We start from the raw sequence: 19,400 nt of genomic DNA, 5'->3' as shown, positions 1-19,400 counted from the left end.
TTATGGAGTAGTAAATATAAGGCACTCTTAGTTTTGTTTAGGAATTGAATTTGGTTCAATACTAAACGAGTATTCATAAGTTTTATTAGCAGGAATCGTATATTCTTGATGCACATGGCTTCCCCAAGAATTGTCTCCTCCAACACCCATTTGAAGCATATCAATATTCCATTGAACGGTCTTTCCTATTTTAATATCTGCACCATGTCTTTTCGTTACAGGTACAAGTCCGGAAGCGGATTCTCCTGCTTCAGAACTATCAAAATCAATTTCCTTCATTGTAAATGGCCAAACACTCGAATTTAATAGTCCATTACCACTTGCAGTAAGATTTATTTCATCCGATTCAAGCTTAATCCAACGAACATCTGTTTTGTTTCCAGTTTCTTGAGGTCTTGGATAACGATGAAATTGACCTGTAATCATTCCCGAATATAATCCTGTTTTTTGACCCGATTTTCTATCCCAATAAGATTCATCAGGACCATTTCCATACCAAGCGACTTCAGAAAACTTATTGTGAAGCGTCATATACATTCCTATTCGAGGAATATTTGGTAAATCGCTACCATTTGGTTTTACACTAAGTTTAACATTTATTCGACCTGAAGGAAATACGCTATATTTTGCTTCAACTTTGGCTTCATCATTTGGAAGTTTGTACTCAACAATATATTCAACGTGATTATTGTTTTTCACTGATCCTTTAGTCAAACTTGCAACATAATTATAGGTTGCATTTTGCCATACTATTGCCCATTTGTCCATTCGGTTTCCTAAATCATTATCAGTTGGTGGTCTCCAAAAATTTGGACGAATAGGGTTTGAAGTTATTTCTGCGCCGTTATGTTGCCAATTTGCAATTTCTCCAGTTTTTGAGTTTAATTTTATATCGATAATATTATTTTTTATCTGAATTTGATTTCCAGAAATAATTTCAAGTTTATTACCAATGTTTTTATAATTGAAGCTTTTACCTTTATTAAGAACAAATTGATCCCATGCAATTTCATGTCCTTCGGGAATTGCTTTTGTTTCAGTCTTTTGTTTCAAACTCACTTCTAAGATATATTCACTTTCTGGAATAAATATGTCAGGAATTTCAGTAAAACTGAGTTCCGATTTAGATCTCGGATTGATATTTAATTCAATATTCGATTTTAACTTTTGTGATTTTCCATCTACTAGCAGTTTTAATTCTAAAGTTTTATCTGAAAGGTTCGAGAAGAAATTTTTGTTTTCAATTTCTATAGTACCATTTCCTAAATAGTTTATTTGAACAGGTTCATATACTTTTTTTACTTCAGATAAATGCGGATGAGGATTACGATAAGGATCTACTAATCCATTATTTAAAAAGTTGCCGTCTGTTGGTAAATCTGGATGATAATCATGACCATAAGCAAGATATGGATTACCGTTATCATCTTTATATTCTAAAGCTTGATCCACCCAATCCCAAATATAGCCTCCTTGAAGATTGTCGTAAGTTTCTATAATATCCCAATAATCTTGAAGATTACCTACAGAATTCCCCATTGCATGAGCATATTCAATCATTATAGAAGGCTTGTCAGATTTTGATTTACCATGATTGATTAGATATTTTGGCTTCGGATACATTGGACAATAAATATCTGTATAGTCGTCTTTGTGTGCAGGTTCGTACTGCACAATTCGATTGTTGTCCTGTTCCTTTAACCACTTATAAGTTGTTTTGAAAATTTCACCTTCACCAGCTTCATTTCCTAAAGACCATGAATATATTGAAGGATGGTTTCGGTCTCTATAATACATTCGTTGAGTACGCATCATATGTGCAGGAAACCATGACATTTCATTACCAATTTGTGTATCTTTATTTATTGCTAATGGGTGACTTTCTATATTAGCTTCATCGACAACATAAAGCCCATATTTGTCACAAAGGTCTAGCCAGTATGGGTCATTAGGATAATGAGAAGAACGTACTGCATTTATGTTGTTCTGCTTCATTAATAGAATGTCTTTTTCCATAGATTCTTTCGATACTACATGTCCAGTAAAAGGATCAGTTTCGTGACGATCTACTCCTCGAATATAAATAGGCTTACCATTTATTAGAACCTGACTATCTTTAATTTCTACACGTTTAAATCCTAAATGTCTAGTTATATATTGATTATTAATAGAATTTTCTGTGTCTTCTAATACAATATTTACTGTATAAAGATTAGGCTCTTCTGCAGACCATTGTTTAACATTTTCAACCTCATAATTAGCATCAATCTCAATTGATGAATTGGCCTCAATTTCAATATCACTATTTGTTTTATAAATACTGGTTTCACCGTCGAATATTTCTAAAGCAATATGTCGTTTTGCATTTTGTTCTGATTCGTTTAGAAGAGTTACTTTTCCATTAAATATTCCGTCAGAATAAGAATCATCGAGAGATGTGTAAGTATAATAATCTTCAATGTGAGTTTTTGGTCTTGTATATAAATATACGTCGCGTTCTATACCACTTAAACGTAAAAAGTCTTGACTTTCTAAATAGCTAGCATCACTCCATCGATACATTTGCATGGCAATTAGATTTTCACCTGCATTTAAAAATTTAGAAATATTGAATTCAGCAGGTGTTTTACTGCCTTGAGAATAACCTATATATTGTTCATTGATATATAGGTACATAGCTGATTTTGCACCAGCGAAGTGTAAAATAATATCCTCATTTAAAAAAGAATCATCTAATTCAATTGTTTTTCTATAGGTGCCAACTGGATTATAGTCAGTTGGTACATCTGGCCATTTTGTAGTAAAAGGATAACGTTCATCTAAATATATTGGATTTCCAAACCCTTCAACTTCCCAGTTTGCAGGCACCTTAATAGATGTCCAATCACTATCATCATAATTTTTATTTTGAAAGGTCGTAGGTCTTTTTTTAGGGTTTTTAACCCAATTAAAAGTCCATTCTCCATTTAAACTTAAATAACGTTTAGATTTTTCTTTATTCTGTAAACTAGCATCTTCAAAAGCAAAAAATGTAGCTCTAGGTGCTAATTTGTTTTCCTCGAAAATTTCATGATTAAAATGAAAAGTTTGTTCAGCGACTTCTGGTAAAGGCTCTTGATTGCAACTTGTAACAATAAACAAGGTAGTGAGTATGAGTATATATTTTAACTTCATTCTGTAGTTTTTAATTAAAAGTTGTCATAAAGTCTTCAGACAAGACCTGTTTTAAATAGAGCAATAAATCTTTTGCGTGTTGCTTATTAAACACAATTGGCGGTTTAATTTTAAGGACATTATAATCTGGACCATCAGTACTCATGAGAATACCATAATCTTTCATTCTGTTAGCAAGATAATCTGTTTGTTTAGCTAAAGGATTCATTTTAGAATCGACAAGTTCAATTCCTAAAAAGAGACCTTGACCTCGAACATCTCCAATGATTGAAAAATCTTTAGCAAGTTTTTGTAGTTCTTCTTTTAAAAAGTTTCCAACCTCAAGAGCGTTTTCTTGAAGTTTTTCATTCTTAACGGTTTTTAAAACAGCTGTTCCAATAGCACAAGAAACGGGATTGCCTCCAAAGGTGTTAAAATACTCCATGCCATTCGCAAATTTCTTTGCTACATCTTGTGTGCAAACCACCGCAGCTAATGGATGACCATTTCCTAATGGTTTTCCTATAGTTATTATATCGGGAACAACATCATGCAATTGAAAGCCCCAAAATGTTTTACCCATACGACCACAACCAACTTGTACTTCATCAGAAATACAAAGTCCTCCAGCTTTTCGAATATAGTTGTATGCTTTTGTTAGAAATCCCTTAGGAAGTTCAATTTGTCCACCGCAACTAATAATTGGTTCAATTATAAAGGCGCCAACATTACGTCCTTTTTCATGAATTTTATCAATACATTTCTGTACTTCCTTTGCATATTCTTCGCCTGAATTTTCACCTTTATATTTTCCTCTAAATGCGTCAGGTAATGGAAAAATGTGAGTGTGCTCTGGTGCACCAGAACCGCCTTTGCCATCAAATTTATAGGAAGAAATATCTACGCACATATTGGTATTACCATGATAACCAACTTCTGATGCTATTATATCTCGCTCACCTGTTACCGCTTTCACCATTCTAATTGCCAGTTCATTAGCTTCACTACCAGAATTCACAAAATGTAATACGCTTAATTCTGAAGGTAGTGTTTCAAGAATTTCTTTCGCTAAATTGTTGATGTTATCATGTAAATAGCGAGAATTTGTATTAATTAAAGCCATTTGTTGTTGACCTGCTTTTACGACATTAGGATGTTCGTGTCCTACATGAGCAACGTTGTTTACAGTGTCTAAATACTTTCTTGCATACTGATCTATTAAATAAGGACCAGCGCCACGAACCATTTTAATTGGTGTGTTATATTGAAGACTCAAGCTTTTTCCTAAATGTTGTTTACGATAAGAAATTAAATCTTTATTTGAGGTAATGTTGTTGTTTTCAAGTGCATCCGATTTAAATAATAAATTTGGATCTGGACAAATGCTTTTCCAAACATCAACTTGATTAAAATATGCAACTCCTGGGAAATCAATCTTATAATTAAGTGTAGATAACATGATTTGAAAATGTAGATGAGGTGCCCAATTTCCATTTTCCTTTGGATCACCTAATTCGGCAATTTTTTCACCTTTATTTATAATGTCACCAATCTTATGTTTTGTAACACTTTCCACTGTATTGTGACCATAAAGTGTGTAGAATGTGAAGTCATTAGTCTTATGTTTAAGAATAACTAATCCTCCATATTCTTTATCACCAGCATCATTAACTGCGGTTATAACTTTACCATCAAACATGGCATGAACTGCTGTGTGAGCAGGAAGCCAAACATCTATTCCTAAATGGATAGATCTACTTTCTCGACCTTTATTACCAATTTTATCATAAGCAGTTGAAGTATATATTGGACGTGGTTCTGAATAACCTCCAGAAAGAACTTTATTAGGATGTTGTTGCTGTAATTTTTCTATTTTAAATTGAAAATAGTCAATATCATTGAATTCAAATTCGTGCCCTATCCAAGTACTTGAAACACTTAAGTCGATTGATTTGATATCATCACTTGAAGCTGAAGGTAATAAATCTGTTATTTTAAATTTTTGTGTCGCAGCCCAAGATTTAAAGATTTCTTCATTTGGGTGTGCTGTATAACCGCAAGCAAAACGAAAACTAAAATGAGCAAGATCTGTGCTTACTTCAAACCATTTTTTTAGTACTTCCCAAGCTGGTTTTTCGCTTATTAGTAAGTATTCGTTATCAGGTTCTTTAATCTTATTAATTGCAGATTTTGTGACTGTAATTAGCAAGCGCATTGCAATAGCATTATATAAATGAACGAGCTCTTCTTCTTGTAATGAGAAGGTAGAGTGGTATCCAGAAACAAGTGGCAATGCTGCATCTAAAGCATCATTGTGATTCATTATTGCATAAGCACAAGCAATGGCAACATCATTAATAACCTGTGTGTTTATGGCGTCACCATAATCTATTGCAGCCTTAACATTTGGATTAATTAATTCTGATGAAACAATCACATTGTTGTCGTTAGCATCGTTGTGAACCACAGCTTTTCGAAGTTTGTTGTAACTACTTTTATTTGATTCAAAGCGATTTAAGAAATAGGAAATTATCTCTTTTTCTTCAGCTTCAAAAAGATGTAAATAATCTTTTGTCCATGTAGATTGTGCAACATCCCATTCAAAATCGCGATGCGCTTCTTGATGATCAAAACCTTGAAGAGCTTTTGTTAGTAGTCCGCATTGTTCACCCAAACTAAAACGAAGACTATCTAATTGCGGATTAACGCTTCTCCAAATTCGACCTGGAACCCAAGTAAGTAAACGTACTTTTCTTATTGTTCCATTATCGTCAGTAATTTCAGAAATCACATTATTGTTAAGATTTTTTACAACTTGTGGCGCAATTAAATTTGCTCCTTGATTTTCAACATATTGAAGTAGTTTCTGTTGGAAATCTAAATAATTATCATCTTCATCAGGTCGTGATATTTTTAAAATATAACCATCGCCATTTTCGACTTTAATCCTAAAATTAAAATCGACTTCACCTGGTAATTCTGAAGCGTTTCCAGAAAAACCAAAAAGCTTAAACAATATTTGTTCAGCTTGTGTATTTGATATTTTTATATCTAAATAATTATTCATCTAATAGCATCATTATTATATGTGCAGCACTCCAACTAAAATTTTTGGCATTGCCACCTTTTCCTGTTAGCGGGTGATAATTCTCTCTAATAGACATTCCTTTGTCTAATAAACCTTCTGCTCCTTTCAATATCTGAATAGTAGCTTTATCTGCTTCTTCTTTAAATCCATAATTACGCAAGCCTTTTGTGCCAAAATAAGATTGATCAAACCAATTAGGTCCTCTCCAATAACCTTTTAATGGGTCAAATTTAGGATGGTCAGCACTCATAGTTTGAAAAGGTACATGTGTATAGAATTTTTTTGGATTCATCATGCGGTTTTTAACAGCTTCGGCTTGTTCTTGTGTTGCCGCGTTTGCCCAAAGTGCTGTCCAGCCTTCGCTACCTTCTCCTTTAATAAATGTATTTCCTTCTATGTTGGTATCGTAAAACCATCCATCTTCTGTGTCGAAAAATTGGGTTTGCACCTTAATTTTTAAAGCATCAGCATCCTTTCGATATGTATTTGAATCATCTAACTCTAAAGCATCTGCTAAATCTGCCAAGAATAATTTTTCGGCATATAAATAAGCGTTTAAATCAACGCTTTCTTGATTCATAGAATAAGCACCTTCAGAATTTTTTAGCATTTCAATATTATCAAAACGTATTGCATTGTCCATTCCACTTTCCCATTTTGAAGCAATTGCAGATCCATCAGTTGATCCATATTCGCAAATACCATCTTGATCGTGATCACGTTTGTTGTACCACCAATTATGATACTTTTTTAGTTTAGGGTACATATACTTTATGAACTCGATATCTTTGTCTTTTTCATAAATTTTTGCTACAGCCCAGGCAGATAAAGGAGGTTTTGTGTCTCGCCAGTTATGTGCTTCAATTAGTGTATCTCTATATACGCAATCAACGATAAATCCATCGTCCAATTGAAAATCAAACATTAATTTAATTTGTTCTTTGGCTAATCTTGTATCAAAGTGCGAAAGTCCTACTGAATGCTTCCATGAGTCCCATGACCAGAAACCGTTAAACCAAACATAATGGTAACTTGGAAATAATCCTTCGTGTTTTATTTCACCTGCCGGAATACGCCAATTATTTTGAAGTGTTAAATGTGCTTTCGTTAGTACTTGAGCGTAAATGCTGTCTTTAAATCGAGTTTTCCGTTTTTTTATTAAAGCATTGAGTTGATTGCTTTTTTCTGTTTTTCGAATTTTTAAAATTGAATCGAAATTGGTTTTTTTGATGAGTTCTAGTTCGTCCTCCCATGAGTATTCTGGGAAAATAAATGATTGAGAAACTACAACTGATTTGGTTTCATTCGGTTTTAAATTTATTAAATACTGATTTGTAAAATAGGTGCTACCTATACTAGGAATAACTATGTTTTTAGGAAAAAGAATATGTCCTATCGCAGTGCTTAATTTTGATGTAATTATCAACTCATTTTTGCTACTTGTCATTGATAGACTATCAGCTAATATAGATTGACTTTCCCAATTTATTTGCAATTCTAAATTAGTGTTGGAAGTATTAGTAAATTCAGACTTTACTAATGCTGTATGACCTGAGATATAAGTAAGATATTGTGTAACACTGATTTCTTTGTTTTGAAAAGATTGTTCTAAATGACTATTGAAGGAACGAGTGGTGTTTAATTCTAGTTTTTGGTTTGTGATTTTTAACCCTGTTAAATTTTTACTACTCCAAGTGCCATTTTGTTGAGTCATTAAAAATGGACCTGAAAACCCAATAACATCTTGAGTAGAATCTTGTATGCCAAAGGCAAACCATGCACCTTGGTCAGAATACATTAATCCATCTCTGTCGTATTTGTGTCTTGGTGTAATACCAAAATCTAAAGTATTCTCACTATTCTTTAGATACGCCAACGAAGTAATAGTTTCACCATTGGCCTGCTGTTTACACCCTATACAAGTTAGTATGATTACTCCAATTAAGTATTGAAAAATTCTTTTCATTTTGATGGTTTGAAATATATGAGGTTTAGATTTAAATTATTCAAGAAACAAATTCCGAAAATAATTTATAATTACTCTAAAAAATACCTTTACTTTACCTTACAGGTTAAAAAATTGAACAATTATCATTTTTGTTATCATTATGAAGAATGCACTAATTATTATATTCCTTTTTAGTTTTTCAACTTATGCTCAAACTAACATTTGGGATGAAAACCCAAGTGACTCTCAAGTCGAATTAGATAGCCTTTTAATAGTTTTACCAAAATCTTTTGGTGAAGAAAGAGTGCCTTTATTAAATAGGATAGCAGAAATCTATTGGTCTATAAATCCAGACAGCACTATTGTATATGCAACAGAGGCTTTGCAGTTGTCTCAAAAGTTTAAGAATAAAAATCAGGAAGGACTTGCGCTTATTAATCTGTGTCAAGGTCATTTATTCAATGATGTTTATGATAAAGCACTGCAATTAGGATTACAATCGCTTGAAATACGAAAAGAAAGAGGAGAGGACTACGATTTAGCCTTTACATTAAGGACATTAGGATGGTTGTATTATGATATAGGTTATTACGACAAAGCTTTAGAGTATCATATGGAAACTCTAAGTATACATGAAAAAATAAATGACAAACAACGCATTGCATACAGTTACAATAGTATTGGTTTAATCTATGATAAAAAGAAAAATTGTCATCTAGCATTGTCTTACTTTAGAAAATCTTTAGAATTAAAAAAAGAGTTTAATAATAAGGATAGAATCTCTGAAACTATGACAAATATGGGGCTTTGTTACCGGAAAACTGGTGATATGGTGTCAGCAAAGAAGTTTTTAGATTCGTCATTAGTTATTTCTAACAAAATCAATGATGTTCAAAATAAAGCAGTGATATTAAACGAACTAGCAATTGTTAATTTAGAACTAGGAGAATATGATAAATGTTTTAAACTTATTGAAGAAGCTCGTCTTATTTCAGATAGTCTTGTAGGTAATAAGGAGTGGATTGTTGAAAATGATAGAATTCATTCTGAATATTTTTTAGCTATAGGTAATTACAAAAAGGCGTTTGAATCTTATAAAAAATATGAAGATGGGAAAGCTGAAATTTTCTCAAGTAATAAAAGTGAGAAGCTGGCCGAAATGAGAATTCTTTATGAAGCAGAACGCCAAGAATCGGAAATAAAGATATTAGAGCAACAACGTAATTTAGAGGCGCAAAAGAGAAAATACATATTAATAGGTTCAATTTTATTGGCTGTAATAGCAATTTTGATAATCCTATATTTATGGAGTAATATGATAAAACGTAAAGCTTTCTATGCACAACGTAATAGGTTGTCTAAAGAAAAATTAAAAACACAATCTTTACTAAGAGAAAACCTTGAACACAAACTAGAGTTCCGCAAAAAGGAATTAACAAACTTAGCTTTATTTATATCACAGAGAACATCAATATATAAAGATCTAACAAAATCATTTAAGAGTTTAAATTTTACAGATATAAATCAACTTAAAAAAGACATTAATGATCTTATAAAAGAGTTTACGTTTAAGTTTGATTTTAATGAAGATATTCAGAGATTTCATACAAATGTAGAAACCTTGCAAAGCGATTTTTTATTTAGAATTAAGAAGAAGTATCCTCATTTAACAGATAAAGATGTGCAATTAGCAGTGCAGGTTAAACTAAAACTAAGCTCAAAAGAAATTGCAAATCTTAATAATATTTCTTTAAATTCTGTAGAAATAGGAAGACACAGGTTAAGAAAAAAGTTAAGTTTAGAGAAAAAAGTGAATCTAGTTAGTTTTTTAGAAAACATCTAAGTTTTTAATAACGTTTGATCTTCTTTTAATTGTTGTTAATTATACTAAAGTGCTTAAATAGTGTTCTTATTAGCACATTCATAAATTATTTTATATAGGATTGCATTGAATCTTAATTCCACTAATAAAGAGTGGATTAAGAGTAATGTAAAGGTTAAGTAAAGGTGGTTTTTAAGGTAATACCCTAAAATAACTTCATATTTGAGACAACTACAAACCACATGCTCAAATTAACGTTGAGGTAAGACTAATCAATAAACTAATCAATATGAAAAAAAAACAATCAAAAAATCAAAACGGCACTTTTAGAGGTCTGTTTTTATTGCTTTTTATGTTTGTAACGTTTGGGTTTACTAATAATGCTTTTTCTCAGAGTATTATAGTAAACGGAACTATTACTGACAATACTGGAGCTCCACTTCCAGGAGCAACAGTCATACTCAAAAGTAATCAAAGTGTTGGAGTGCAAACTGACTTTGAGGGAAATTATTCTATTGAAGTACCAAACAATCAATCTATATTAGTATATAGTTATTTGGGTTTTTTAACTCAAGAGATTACAGTTGGTGACCAAACAACCATAAATGTTTCTTTAGTAGAAAGTGCAGAGAGTTTAGATGCAGTGGTTTTAGTTGGTTTTGGAACTCAAAAAAGAGAAGAAGTAACATCTGCAATTTCAACTGTTGATGTTGCTGAACTTCAAAAAATTCCGACATCTAGTGTTGCAACTTCATTACAAGGACAGGCAGCAGGTGTTAATGTGTCTTCTGCGTCTGGTGCTCCAGGAAGTGATCCTGTGATAAGAATTAGAGGTTTAGGAACAATTGGGAATAACAACCCATTATTTGTTATTGACGGAATTCCTGGAGACCTTTCATATGTTAATCCAGCAGATATTGCAAATATAAGCGTATTAAAAGATGCTTCAGCAGCAACCATTTATGGTTCTAGAGCTTCAAATGGTGTGGTAATTGTTACCACAAAAAGGGGGAAATCTGGTGAGCCAAGAGTAACAATTGGATCTTATATGAGTACGCAGTCTGTTAGTGATAATGTAAGTGTGGCGAATAGAAGTCAACACGACCAAATTAAACTAAATGCATACAACAACGCTGGTATTACACCAGCCCCTTATTTAACTAGCGGAGAACAGTATTCTGATTCTGATTGGGTTGGGGAATATATAGACAACGCTTTTGAGCAAAAACATGATATTGGAATATCAGGAGGTACGGAAAAAATGAATTATATCTTTTCTGCAGGATACTTTGATAATTCAGGTACTGTAGTGAATACGAATTTTGATAGACTTAATACACGTCTTAATATGGATTTCAAACTATTTAACGATAGATTGAAAATTTCTCCAGGTCTAAGTTATACTAGAGAAAATACACGTGGTATTTTTGAACCTATTGGAGGTGGTAATGCGAGTTTCTCTCCATTTTTGAATATTTATTCTCAATTACCACATAAGGCAATTTATGATTCAAATTCTATTAATGGATATGCTACTCCAGCAGATGGTTTAGGGTCTGGGAATCCTATTGGTGAAGCTGAAATTACTGATAGAACAGACCAAAATGATTACATGCAGTTTAATGTAGCTGCTAAATTAGAAATTATAGAAGGTTTAAACTATCAATTTCAATTTGGAGCAAATGTAGAGAACACGCATTTTTCATTTTTCTTACCAACATATGATTTTGGTCCACAGTCTACAAATGATAATCCATTGTTAGATGAGTCAAGATCAAGAACTAACGAATGGACTCTGAATAACACTTTAAATTATCGTAAGCAGTTTGGAGACCATGATGTAGATGTGTTATTAGGTATATCACGAGAAAAAAGTCAATTTAGATCAGTTGGTGGATCAAACAATACTTTAGCATCAGACCAATTACAGGCTTTAGGTGCTGGTATTGGTGATGAATCATCTTATGGATTTAATTCAACAAGCACATTGCAGTCTTATTTTGGACGTATAAATTACGATTTCGATAAAAAGTATTATTTACAAACTAGTATAAGAAGAGATGGGTCATCTAGATTTGGACCAGATAATAAATATGGTACTTTCTATTCTATGTCTTTAGGTTGGGCATTACACAAGGAAGGTTTCTTCGAATCAGATTTGTTTAGTAAAATAAAGCCTAGATTTAGTTATGGTACTTTAGGTAATCAACTTATTGGTGAGCATTTATTTTTAGCTCGAATTGGTTCGGGAGGACAACAGTTAAATTACCCTTTTGGAGAAGGTGTTAGCCAAAACGTTTTGGTTGGTGCAATTGCCAACTCTTTGCCAACTCCAGATATTCAATGGGAAGAAACAGCAACTACTAATTTTGGTGTAGATTTAGGTTTTTTAAACAATAGTATTACAGCAACGTTTGATTACTATACATCTAAAACAACAGATATGTTAGTATCTGTGCCAATACCTGCTTCATCTGGTATTACATCATTTCCATTAACAAATGGAGGTGATTTAGAAAATAAAGGATGGGGTTTATCTCTTACTTATAATAGTGATACGGATAAAGACTTTATTTTTGATGTGTCAGCAAATATAAGTAGCTCAAAAAATAAGGTAACAAAACTTGGTATAGCAAATGAGTCTTTCACAGATGGTTTTATTGAGTTTAATAACTTCCCAACAACGAGAACAGAGGTTGGTGGTGAGATTGGACGTTTTTATTTATTTGAAGCTGATGGGATTTTTCAAAATCAAGCAGAAATTGATGCTCATGGAGCTCAGCCAGATGCACAACCTGGAGACCTTAGATTTAAAGATATAAGTGGAAATGGAACTTTAGGAGATGAAGATAAAAGATATATGGGTAGCGGTCTTCCAGATTTCGAATATGGCTTAAATTTTAATGCCAAATACAAAAATTTTGATGTGAGTATGTTCTTTCAAGGTACGCAAGGCAACAAAATCTACAATGGTGTAAAAATGTGGTTGTATAGAACAGATAGAAATAATATGTCGTCGGATTTATTAAACGCTTGGACACCTCAAAACACAGGAAGTAATATACCAAGAAATGTGTTTGGAGATCCAAATAATAATATTCGTCCTTCGAGTTATTTTTTAGAAAATGGATCTTATTTTAGATTAAAAAATATTCAAATAGGTTATACGCTTCCAGAATCTCTAGCTTCTAAACTATCAATGACTAATGCTAGAGTATATGTTACAGCTAATAATTTGTTTACAATTACAGATTATTCAGGGTTCGATCCAGGACTTGCAAACGGTGGAACTTTTACAAGAGGAGTAGATAGAGGATTTTATCCATTATCTAAGTCGTTTATATTAGGCGTAAATATTTCAATGTAAATTAAATTTAAAAAAAGTAAAATGAAAAAAATTAAATATCTAATTATAACAGTAATCTTTATTGGATTTTTAAATTCATGTAGCGATGATTTTATTAATGTTGAAAATAAAGAGGTGCTGACCGAAGAAAGTTTTTGGCAAACTGAGGATCATGCGATGCAAGCTCTAACGGCAACATATGCTGCAATGCAAAGTGCAAGTGGCAGTAAATGGGAGTTTTTTGAAGAGATATATACGTCAATGGCTTACAGAGCAGACGATATAGAAAATAATACAGCAGAAACCTATGGACGTTCTTTAGCAAGTTTTTCTAATACTACAGAAGAAAGTGGGCCATTTAGTGTGTGGAAAGCTAGTTATGCAGGAATTGGTAGAGCAAATCAGATGCTACAACAAGTTCCTAATATGGAAGCACTTTCTGACGATACTAAAAAAGGACTTGTTGCAGAAGCTAAATTCTTAAGAGCATACTATTATTTTTGGTTAGTAACTGGTTTTGAAAATGTACCACTTGTAACTACGTTTAGTGGCGATTTAGAAAATTTATTTCCAAATCAAGCTGCACCATCTGCGGTTTGGGCACAAATAGAAACAGATCTTTCTGAAGCAGAGGTAGATTTACCAACAAGTTATTCTGCTGAGTGGAGCGGTAGAGCTACAAAAGGTGCTGCTAAATCATTATTAGGAAAAGTCTATTTATTCCAAGAAAAATGGGGTGAAGCAGAAACTAAATTACAAGAAGTTACAGGTATGGGTTATTCCTTATTACCAAATTATGCAGATAACTTTAACGGATTAGCTGAAAACGGAAATGAAAGTGTTTTTGAAATTCAATTTACTGGTGATCGTTCTAACGGAAATGATGAGCGTCAGGTTCTTAATTTTCAAGTGTCACCTTATGCCTTTGGAGGTTGGGAATTATTTTATCCTTCACAATGGATAGTTGACGAAATGCAAACAGATTTAGCTGTGGGAGGTGAAATTAGTGATAGAGTTTATGAAAGTATTTTCTTTGATGATCCTAATTCTGAAATGTATAGCAGAGATTCAGAACAAAATGAAACATATGCTAGTGTTGCAGAAAATTTAAATCATCCTAAATACTTTAAAAAGTATGCATTTAATGCAGATGAAAACTTTTATAATGGTTCTAATATTTCTGTGATTCGTTATGCTGATGTTTTATTAATGTATGCAGAAGCTTTAAACGAAAACAACAGTACACCTTTAGCCATAGAGCAAGTTAACATTGTAAGATTACGTGGTGGTGCTGCACTATTAGGATCTATGACAAAAGAAGAACTACGTACACAAATACGTCATCATGAGCGTCCTGTAGAGTTAGCTATGGAGTTTGGGATTCGTTGGTTTGATTTGTATAGATGGCATCGTGGTAGTACTGCTACAGAAGCAATAGGCACAACGTTAATTAATCACAGCAAGCCATTTGCAGAGAGTTTTCAAGATAAGCATGTAGTGTTCCCTATACCATTACAAGAGATAAATATAAACACCAATTTAGATCCAAATCCAGGTTGGTAATTATGTAAGTTTTTGAGTTTGTTTTACAATTGATTAATAGCAGAATTCACCTAGGGATTAATATTTCTAGGTGTTTTTTATATTTGTTAAAACATTAATTAAATGATTAAATATTGCCAATCTAAATTTTTTTTAATCTTCATATTGAGCATGATTATATTTTCATGCAATAAAGGTGTAGAAAAAGAAAACCTTCAAACAAAAACTACAAGTATTACATTATTCAGCGAAGTTAATTCTAACGAAAGTGGTTTAAATTTTATAAATGAAATCCCAGAAAGCAGCGCTATGAATAGCATGGTTTATGAGTATTTTTATAATGGTGGTGGTGTTGCCGTTGGAGATATTAATAATGATGGATTAGCGGATGTTTATTTTACTTCAAACCTAAAGAGTAATAAACTGTATTTAAATAAAGGAGACTTTCAATTTAAAGATATCACAGAAAGCGCCAAAGTCAATGGCTCATTTGGATGGACAACAGGTGTTACAATGGTAGATATAAATGCTGATGGTTGGTTAGATGTTTACGTTTGTAAATCAGGAAAAGGAAAGGCTGATAATAGACAAAATGAATTGTTTATAAATAATACGGATGGAACATTTACCGAATCTGCAATTCAATATGGATTAAATTTTTCTGGCTATAGTACCCAAGCTTCTTTCTTTGATTTTGATAAAGATGGTGATTTAGATATGTATCTTCTTAACCATAATGTGACTCCAGTAAACACAAATAATCCTGAAAGTTTTAAAAATAAAGAGAATGAATTTGTTGGTGATAAGTTATACCGAAATGATAACGGAAAATTTGTAGATATTTCTAAACAAGCAGGAATAATTGGTAATCCATTAGGTTTTGGTTTAGGAGTGTCCTTGGGAGATTTAAATGCAGATGGTTGGCCAGATATCTATGTTTCTAATGATTATGTAGAGCATGATTATTTATATTATAATAACCACGATGGTACTTTTACAGAAGGTTTAAAGGATTCTTTTAAACATGTTTCCAATTTCTCAATGGGAACAGATATTGCAGATTTTAATAATGATGGATTATTAGATGTGATGACTCTAGATATGGTTGCTGAAGATAACTTTGGAATTAAAACGAGTATGAGCGGTATGAATCCTGAAGTCTTTGAATTAGCTGTTGATGGAGGTTTTCATTATCAGTATATGTTCAATACACTTCAGATGAATAATGGACTAAATATGTTCAGTGATATAGCACATATGTCTGGAATTTCTAATACAGATTGGAGCTGGAGTCCTTTGTTCGCAGATTTTGATAATGATGGGTTAAAAGATTTATTTATTACAAATGGACTAAAACGTGATTTTAGAAACAATGACTTCAGAAAGCATAAACTCAAACGATTAGAAGAGGCTCAAAAGAATGGTGAAAAAATATCTGATGTCATTTTAGAACTAGTAAAGAAAACACCTCAAAGAAAAACAATAAATTATATTTATAAAAATAACGGAGATTTAAGTTTTAGTAAATCGAATAGAGATTGGGGAATTGAGGTTCCTACATATTCTAATGGATCTGCTTATGCAGATTTTGATAATGATGGAGATCTAGATTTAGTTATTAATAATATAGACGAACCAGCTACTTTACTTAAAAATAATTCTGAAAACAACTATTTATCTATAGGTTTTAAAGGAAACAATCTTAATCGATTTGGTGTAGGTGCAACTGTGAAAATTAAAACTGAAAAGGGTATTCAGGTTCAAGAAAACTATCCTACAAGAGGATATCAGTCTTCTGTTGATCCTAGATTGCATTTTGGAATTGGGAAATTAAATGAAATTGATCAGGTTGAAGTGATTTGGTCTGACGGGAAACAACAGCTCTTGAAAGGCGTTAAGGCTAACACCAAATTAGTTTTAGATTATAATGTTGCAACAATAGTTTCAATCAACTCACAGAATCAAAAAACTATATTTAAAGATGTTACTGAGAAGTTAGATCTTCATAATGTTAGACATATAGAAAATGATTATAACGATTATGCCTTAGAAAGCTTGTTACCTCATAAAATGTCTCAATTTGGTCCTGCATTAGCAGTTGGTGACGTTAATAATGATGGTCTAGACGATTTCTTTGTCGGAGGATCTAATGGGAATTCAGGAATGTTATATCTTCAAACTGAAGAAATGAAATTCAAAAAACATCAAAGTGCACTTTGGAAAAAAGAAAGCGGTTATGAAGATGTTGATGCTATTTTCTTTGATGCAGATGGTGATTCCGATTTAGATTTATATGTTGTGAGTGGAGGTAATGAATGGGAAGTAAATCATTCGATATATCAAGATCGAATTTATCTAAATGAGAATGGTGTATTCAAAAAATCGAAACAAGCATTACCTAAATTCAATATTAGTGGAAGCTGTGTGCGAGAATTTGACTATGATAACGATGGTGATTTAGACCTTTTTGTTGGTAGTAGATTACACCCTCAAAAATACCCACATTCACAGCCTAGTGTTATTCTAACTAATATTGATGGGAAATTCGTAATTAGCACTCAAAATGATTTTGATTTAGGAATGGTAACAGATGCGGTCTGGACAGATTTTGATTTAGATGGTCAAACAGATTTAATAGTAGTTGGAGAATGGATGGAGATAATATTTTTGCAAAATATTAATGGGAAATTTGATAAAGTTGAAACCAACTTAGAAAATACTTCAGGTTGGTGGAATACTATTGAGGCTGCAGATTTTGATAATGATGGTGATGAGGATTATATAGTTGGCAACCTAGGTTTAAATTATAAATATAAGGCATCTATTTTAGAACCTTTTGCTGTATATGGTGCTGATTTTGATGATAACGGAACAAATGATGTTGTGCTTGGATACTATAATCAAGGAGATTTATTTCCACTTCGCGGACGCGAATGTTCATCCAATCAAATGCCTTTTATAAAGGAAAAATTTCCAACTTATAATGCATTCGGCTCTGCAAATTTAGCAGATGTATATGGTGCAGAAAAGTTAGCTAATGCTAAGTATTTAAAGGTAAATACATTTGCTTCAGTCTACATAGAAAACCAAGGAAATGATACGTTTAAAATAATTGAGTTACCAAACCAAGCACAAGTATCTTCAATAAATGATTTCTGCATTGACGACTATGATAATGATGGATTTTTAGATGTAATTAGTGCGGGGAATTTGTACCAATCAGAAATAGAAACGACCAGAAATGATGCGAGTATTGGCTTAATGTTAAAAGGGAATAAAAATTCAACCCTTAGTTCTATTCCAGCAATTGAAAGTGGTGTTTATTTAGATGGTGATGTGAAAAAAATGAAACGGATTTCACTTGGGAAAGAATCAAATAAAGCTATAATAATTGTTAGAAACAATGACTTTCTTACAGTACTATCATCAGAAAAATAAGAATTTTACTGCATAGTTCACATAATTTTGAATTGATATCAAATGAATTAGAGTTAGATAAGTTACTCCAATTTTTGCAACTTCTTTACTTCAATTTGTCAACACTTAAAATAAAGCCGAAGCAATAGCTTTTATATTATCACTTTTTCCCATAGAATAGTAATGTAAGACAGGAATTCCTGCTTTTTGAAGTTCTTTAGATTGTTGAATACACCATTCTATTCCAACTTGTCTTACTTGTTTGTTGTCTTTACATTTTACGATGTCTATTATGAGTTCTTCAGGTAGATCTACATGAAAGCGGTGCGGTATCAAATTCAGTTGCTTTCTGGTAGAGATAGGTTTTAATCCTGGAATAATTGGGACAGTGATGTCTTCTTTTCTGCACTTAGCAACAAAATCAAAATACTTTTGATTATTAAAGAACATTTGAGTTACAATATAAGTGGCACCTTTTTTTATTTTCTTCTTCAGGAAATGAATATCACTATCTAAACTTGGTGCTTCCATATGTTTTTCTGGATAAGCTGCTCCTCCAATACAAAAATTTGTAGCTGAACTGTTCTGTAGTTCTTCGTCTAAGTATTTTCCATTATTCATTTCTGCGATTTGGGCTACCAACTCACTGGCATAAGCATGACCTTCTTTTTCGGGTTTAAAATAGGTTTCACTTTTAACAGCGTCACCTCGTAAAGCCATAACATTTTCAATACCTAAGAAGTCTAAATCAATTAAGAAGTTTTCAGTATCCTCTTTGGTGAATCCACCACACAAAATATGAGGAATAGCATCAACACCATATTTGTTTTGAATTGCAGCACAAATACCAACAGTTCCTGGTCGTTTTTTTACGACTTGCTTTTTTAGAAGTCCATTTTCTACTTCCTTAAAAACATATTCTTCTCTGTGATAAGTAACATCAATAAAAGGGGGTTTAAACTCCATTAAAGGGTCTATATTATCAAAAATAGATTGGATATGTTGTCCTTTTAAGGGTGGTAATATTTCAAACGAAAATTGTGTTTTTCCGTTGGCATTTTTTATATGTTCTGTAACTTTCATA

8 protein-coding genes are annotated in these 19,400 nt (G+C 32.3%); 4 read left to right on the top strand and 4 right to left on the bottom strand.

Annotated elements, in window-relative coordinates:
- Positions 1-27: 27 nt before the first annotated feature.
- Genes QZZ53_RS00140 through QZZ53_RS00130 form a run of 3 tightly spaced genes read right to left on the bottom strand, consistent with a single transcriptional unit; the run spans position 28 to position 8,207 of the window.
- A complete protein-coding gene (locus tag QZZ53_RS00140; RefSeq protein WP_296380187.1) occupies positions 28-3,174 on the bottom strand; it encodes a glycoside hydrolase family 2 TIM barrel-domain containing protein in 3,147 nt (1,048 codons plus the stop codon).
- A 10-nt stretch (positions 3,175-3,184) separates the two neighbouring features.
- Positions 3,185-6,220, bottom strand: a complete 3,036-nt coding sequence (locus tag QZZ53_RS00135) for an aminotransferase class III-fold pyridoxal phosphate-dependent enzyme (RefSeq protein ID WP_296380184.1) — start codon at positions 6,218-6,220, stop codon at positions 3,185-3,187.
- Positions 6,213-8,207: a trehalase family glycosidase gene (locus tag QZZ53_RS00130; protein WP_296380182.1), complete on the bottom strand. Its 1,995-nt coding sequence runs from the start codon at positions 8,205-8,207 to the stop codon at positions 6,213-6,215. The genes QZZ53_RS00135 and QZZ53_RS00130 overlap by 8 nt, the downstream gene beginning before the upstream one ends.
- Positions 8,208-8,349: 142 nt before the next feature.
- Here QZZ53_RS00130 and QZZ53_RS00125 point away from each other — a divergent pair, with 142 nt between their 5' ends.
- The 4 genes from QZZ53_RS00125 to QZZ53_RS00110 all read left to right on the top strand — a co-directional run bounded on the left by QZZ53_RS00125 (position 8,350) and on the right by QZZ53_RS00110 (position 18,337).
- Positions 8,350-10,032, top strand: coding sequence for a tetratricopeptide repeat protein (locus QZZ53_RS00125; RefSeq protein WP_296380180.1), 1,683 nt, complete (start codon positions 8,350-8,352; stop codon positions 10,030-10,032).
- A 268-nt stretch (positions 10,033-10,300) separates the two neighbouring features.
- Positions 10,301-13,378, top strand: a complete 3,078-nt coding sequence (locus tag QZZ53_RS00120; RefSeq protein WP_296380178.1) for a TonB-dependent receptor — start codon at positions 10,301-10,303, stop codon at positions 13,376-13,378.
- Positions 13,379-13,399: 21 nt separating this feature from the next.
- Positions 13,400-14,920 carry a RagB/SusD family nutrient uptake outer membrane protein gene (locus tag QZZ53_RS00115; protein WP_296380176.1) on the top strand — a complete coding sequence of 507 codons (1,521 nt, stop codon included), beginning with the start codon at positions 13,400-13,402 and terminating at the stop codon, positions 14,918-14,920.
- A gap of 150 nt (positions 14,921-15,070) precedes the next feature.
- Positions 15,071-18,337: a VCBS repeat-containing protein gene (locus QZZ53_RS00110; protein ID WP_296380174.1), complete on the top strand. Its 3,267-nt coding sequence runs from the start codon at positions 15,071-15,073 to the stop codon at positions 18,335-18,337.
- Positions 18,338-18,442: 105 nt separating this feature from the next.
- Here the strand turns inward: QZZ53_RS00110 and metF are convergent, their stop codons facing one another.
- Positions 18,443-19,399, bottom strand: a complete 957-nt coding sequence (metF, locus tag QZZ53_RS00105) for a methylenetetrahydrofolate reductase [NAD(P)H] (protein WP_296380172.1) — start codon at positions 19,397-19,399, stop codon at positions 18,443-18,445.
- Position 19,400 lies beyond the last annotated feature (1 nt).

It is taken from the genome of Winogradskyella sp. (genome assembly GCF_016744625.1).
GTDB lineage: Bacteria > Bacteroidota > Bacteroidia > Flavobacteriales > Flavobacteriaceae > Winogradskyella.
This window is presented reverse-complemented; position numbering and strand designations above follow the sequence as displayed.

Excerpts from the sequence above, each read along its gene's own strand:
- QZZ53_RS00140 (WP_296380187.1), bottom strand. The coding sequence starts at position 3,174 with ATGAAGTTAAAATATATACTCATACTCACTACCTTGTTTATTGTTACA.
- QZZ53_RS00135 (WP_296380184.1), bottom strand. The coding sequence starts at position 6,220 with ATGAATAATTATTTAGATATAAAAATATCAAATACACAAGCTGAACAA.
- QZZ53_RS00130 (WP_296380182.1), bottom strand. The coding sequence starts at position 8,207 with ATGAAAAGAATTTTTCAATACTTAATTGGAGTAATCATACTAACTTGT.
- QZZ53_RS00125 (WP_296380180.1), top strand. The coding sequence starts at position 8,350 with ATGAAGAATGCACTAATTATTATATTCCTTTTTAGTTTTTCAACTTAT.
- QZZ53_RS00120 (WP_296380178.1), top strand. The coding sequence starts at position 10,301 with ATGAAAAAAAAACAATCAAAAAATCAAAACGGCACTTTTAGAGGTCTG.
- QZZ53_RS00115 (WP_296380176.1), top strand. The coding sequence starts at position 13,400 with ATGAAAAAAATTAAATATCTAATTATAACAGTAATCTTTATTGGATTT.
- QZZ53_RS00110 (WP_296380174.1), top strand. The coding sequence starts at position 15,071 with ATGATTATATTTTCATGCAATAAAGGTGTAGAAAAAGAAAACCTTCAA.
- metF (WP_296380172.1), bottom strand. The coding sequence starts at position 19,399 with ATGAAAGTTACAGAACATATAAAAAATGCCAACGGAAAAACACAATTT.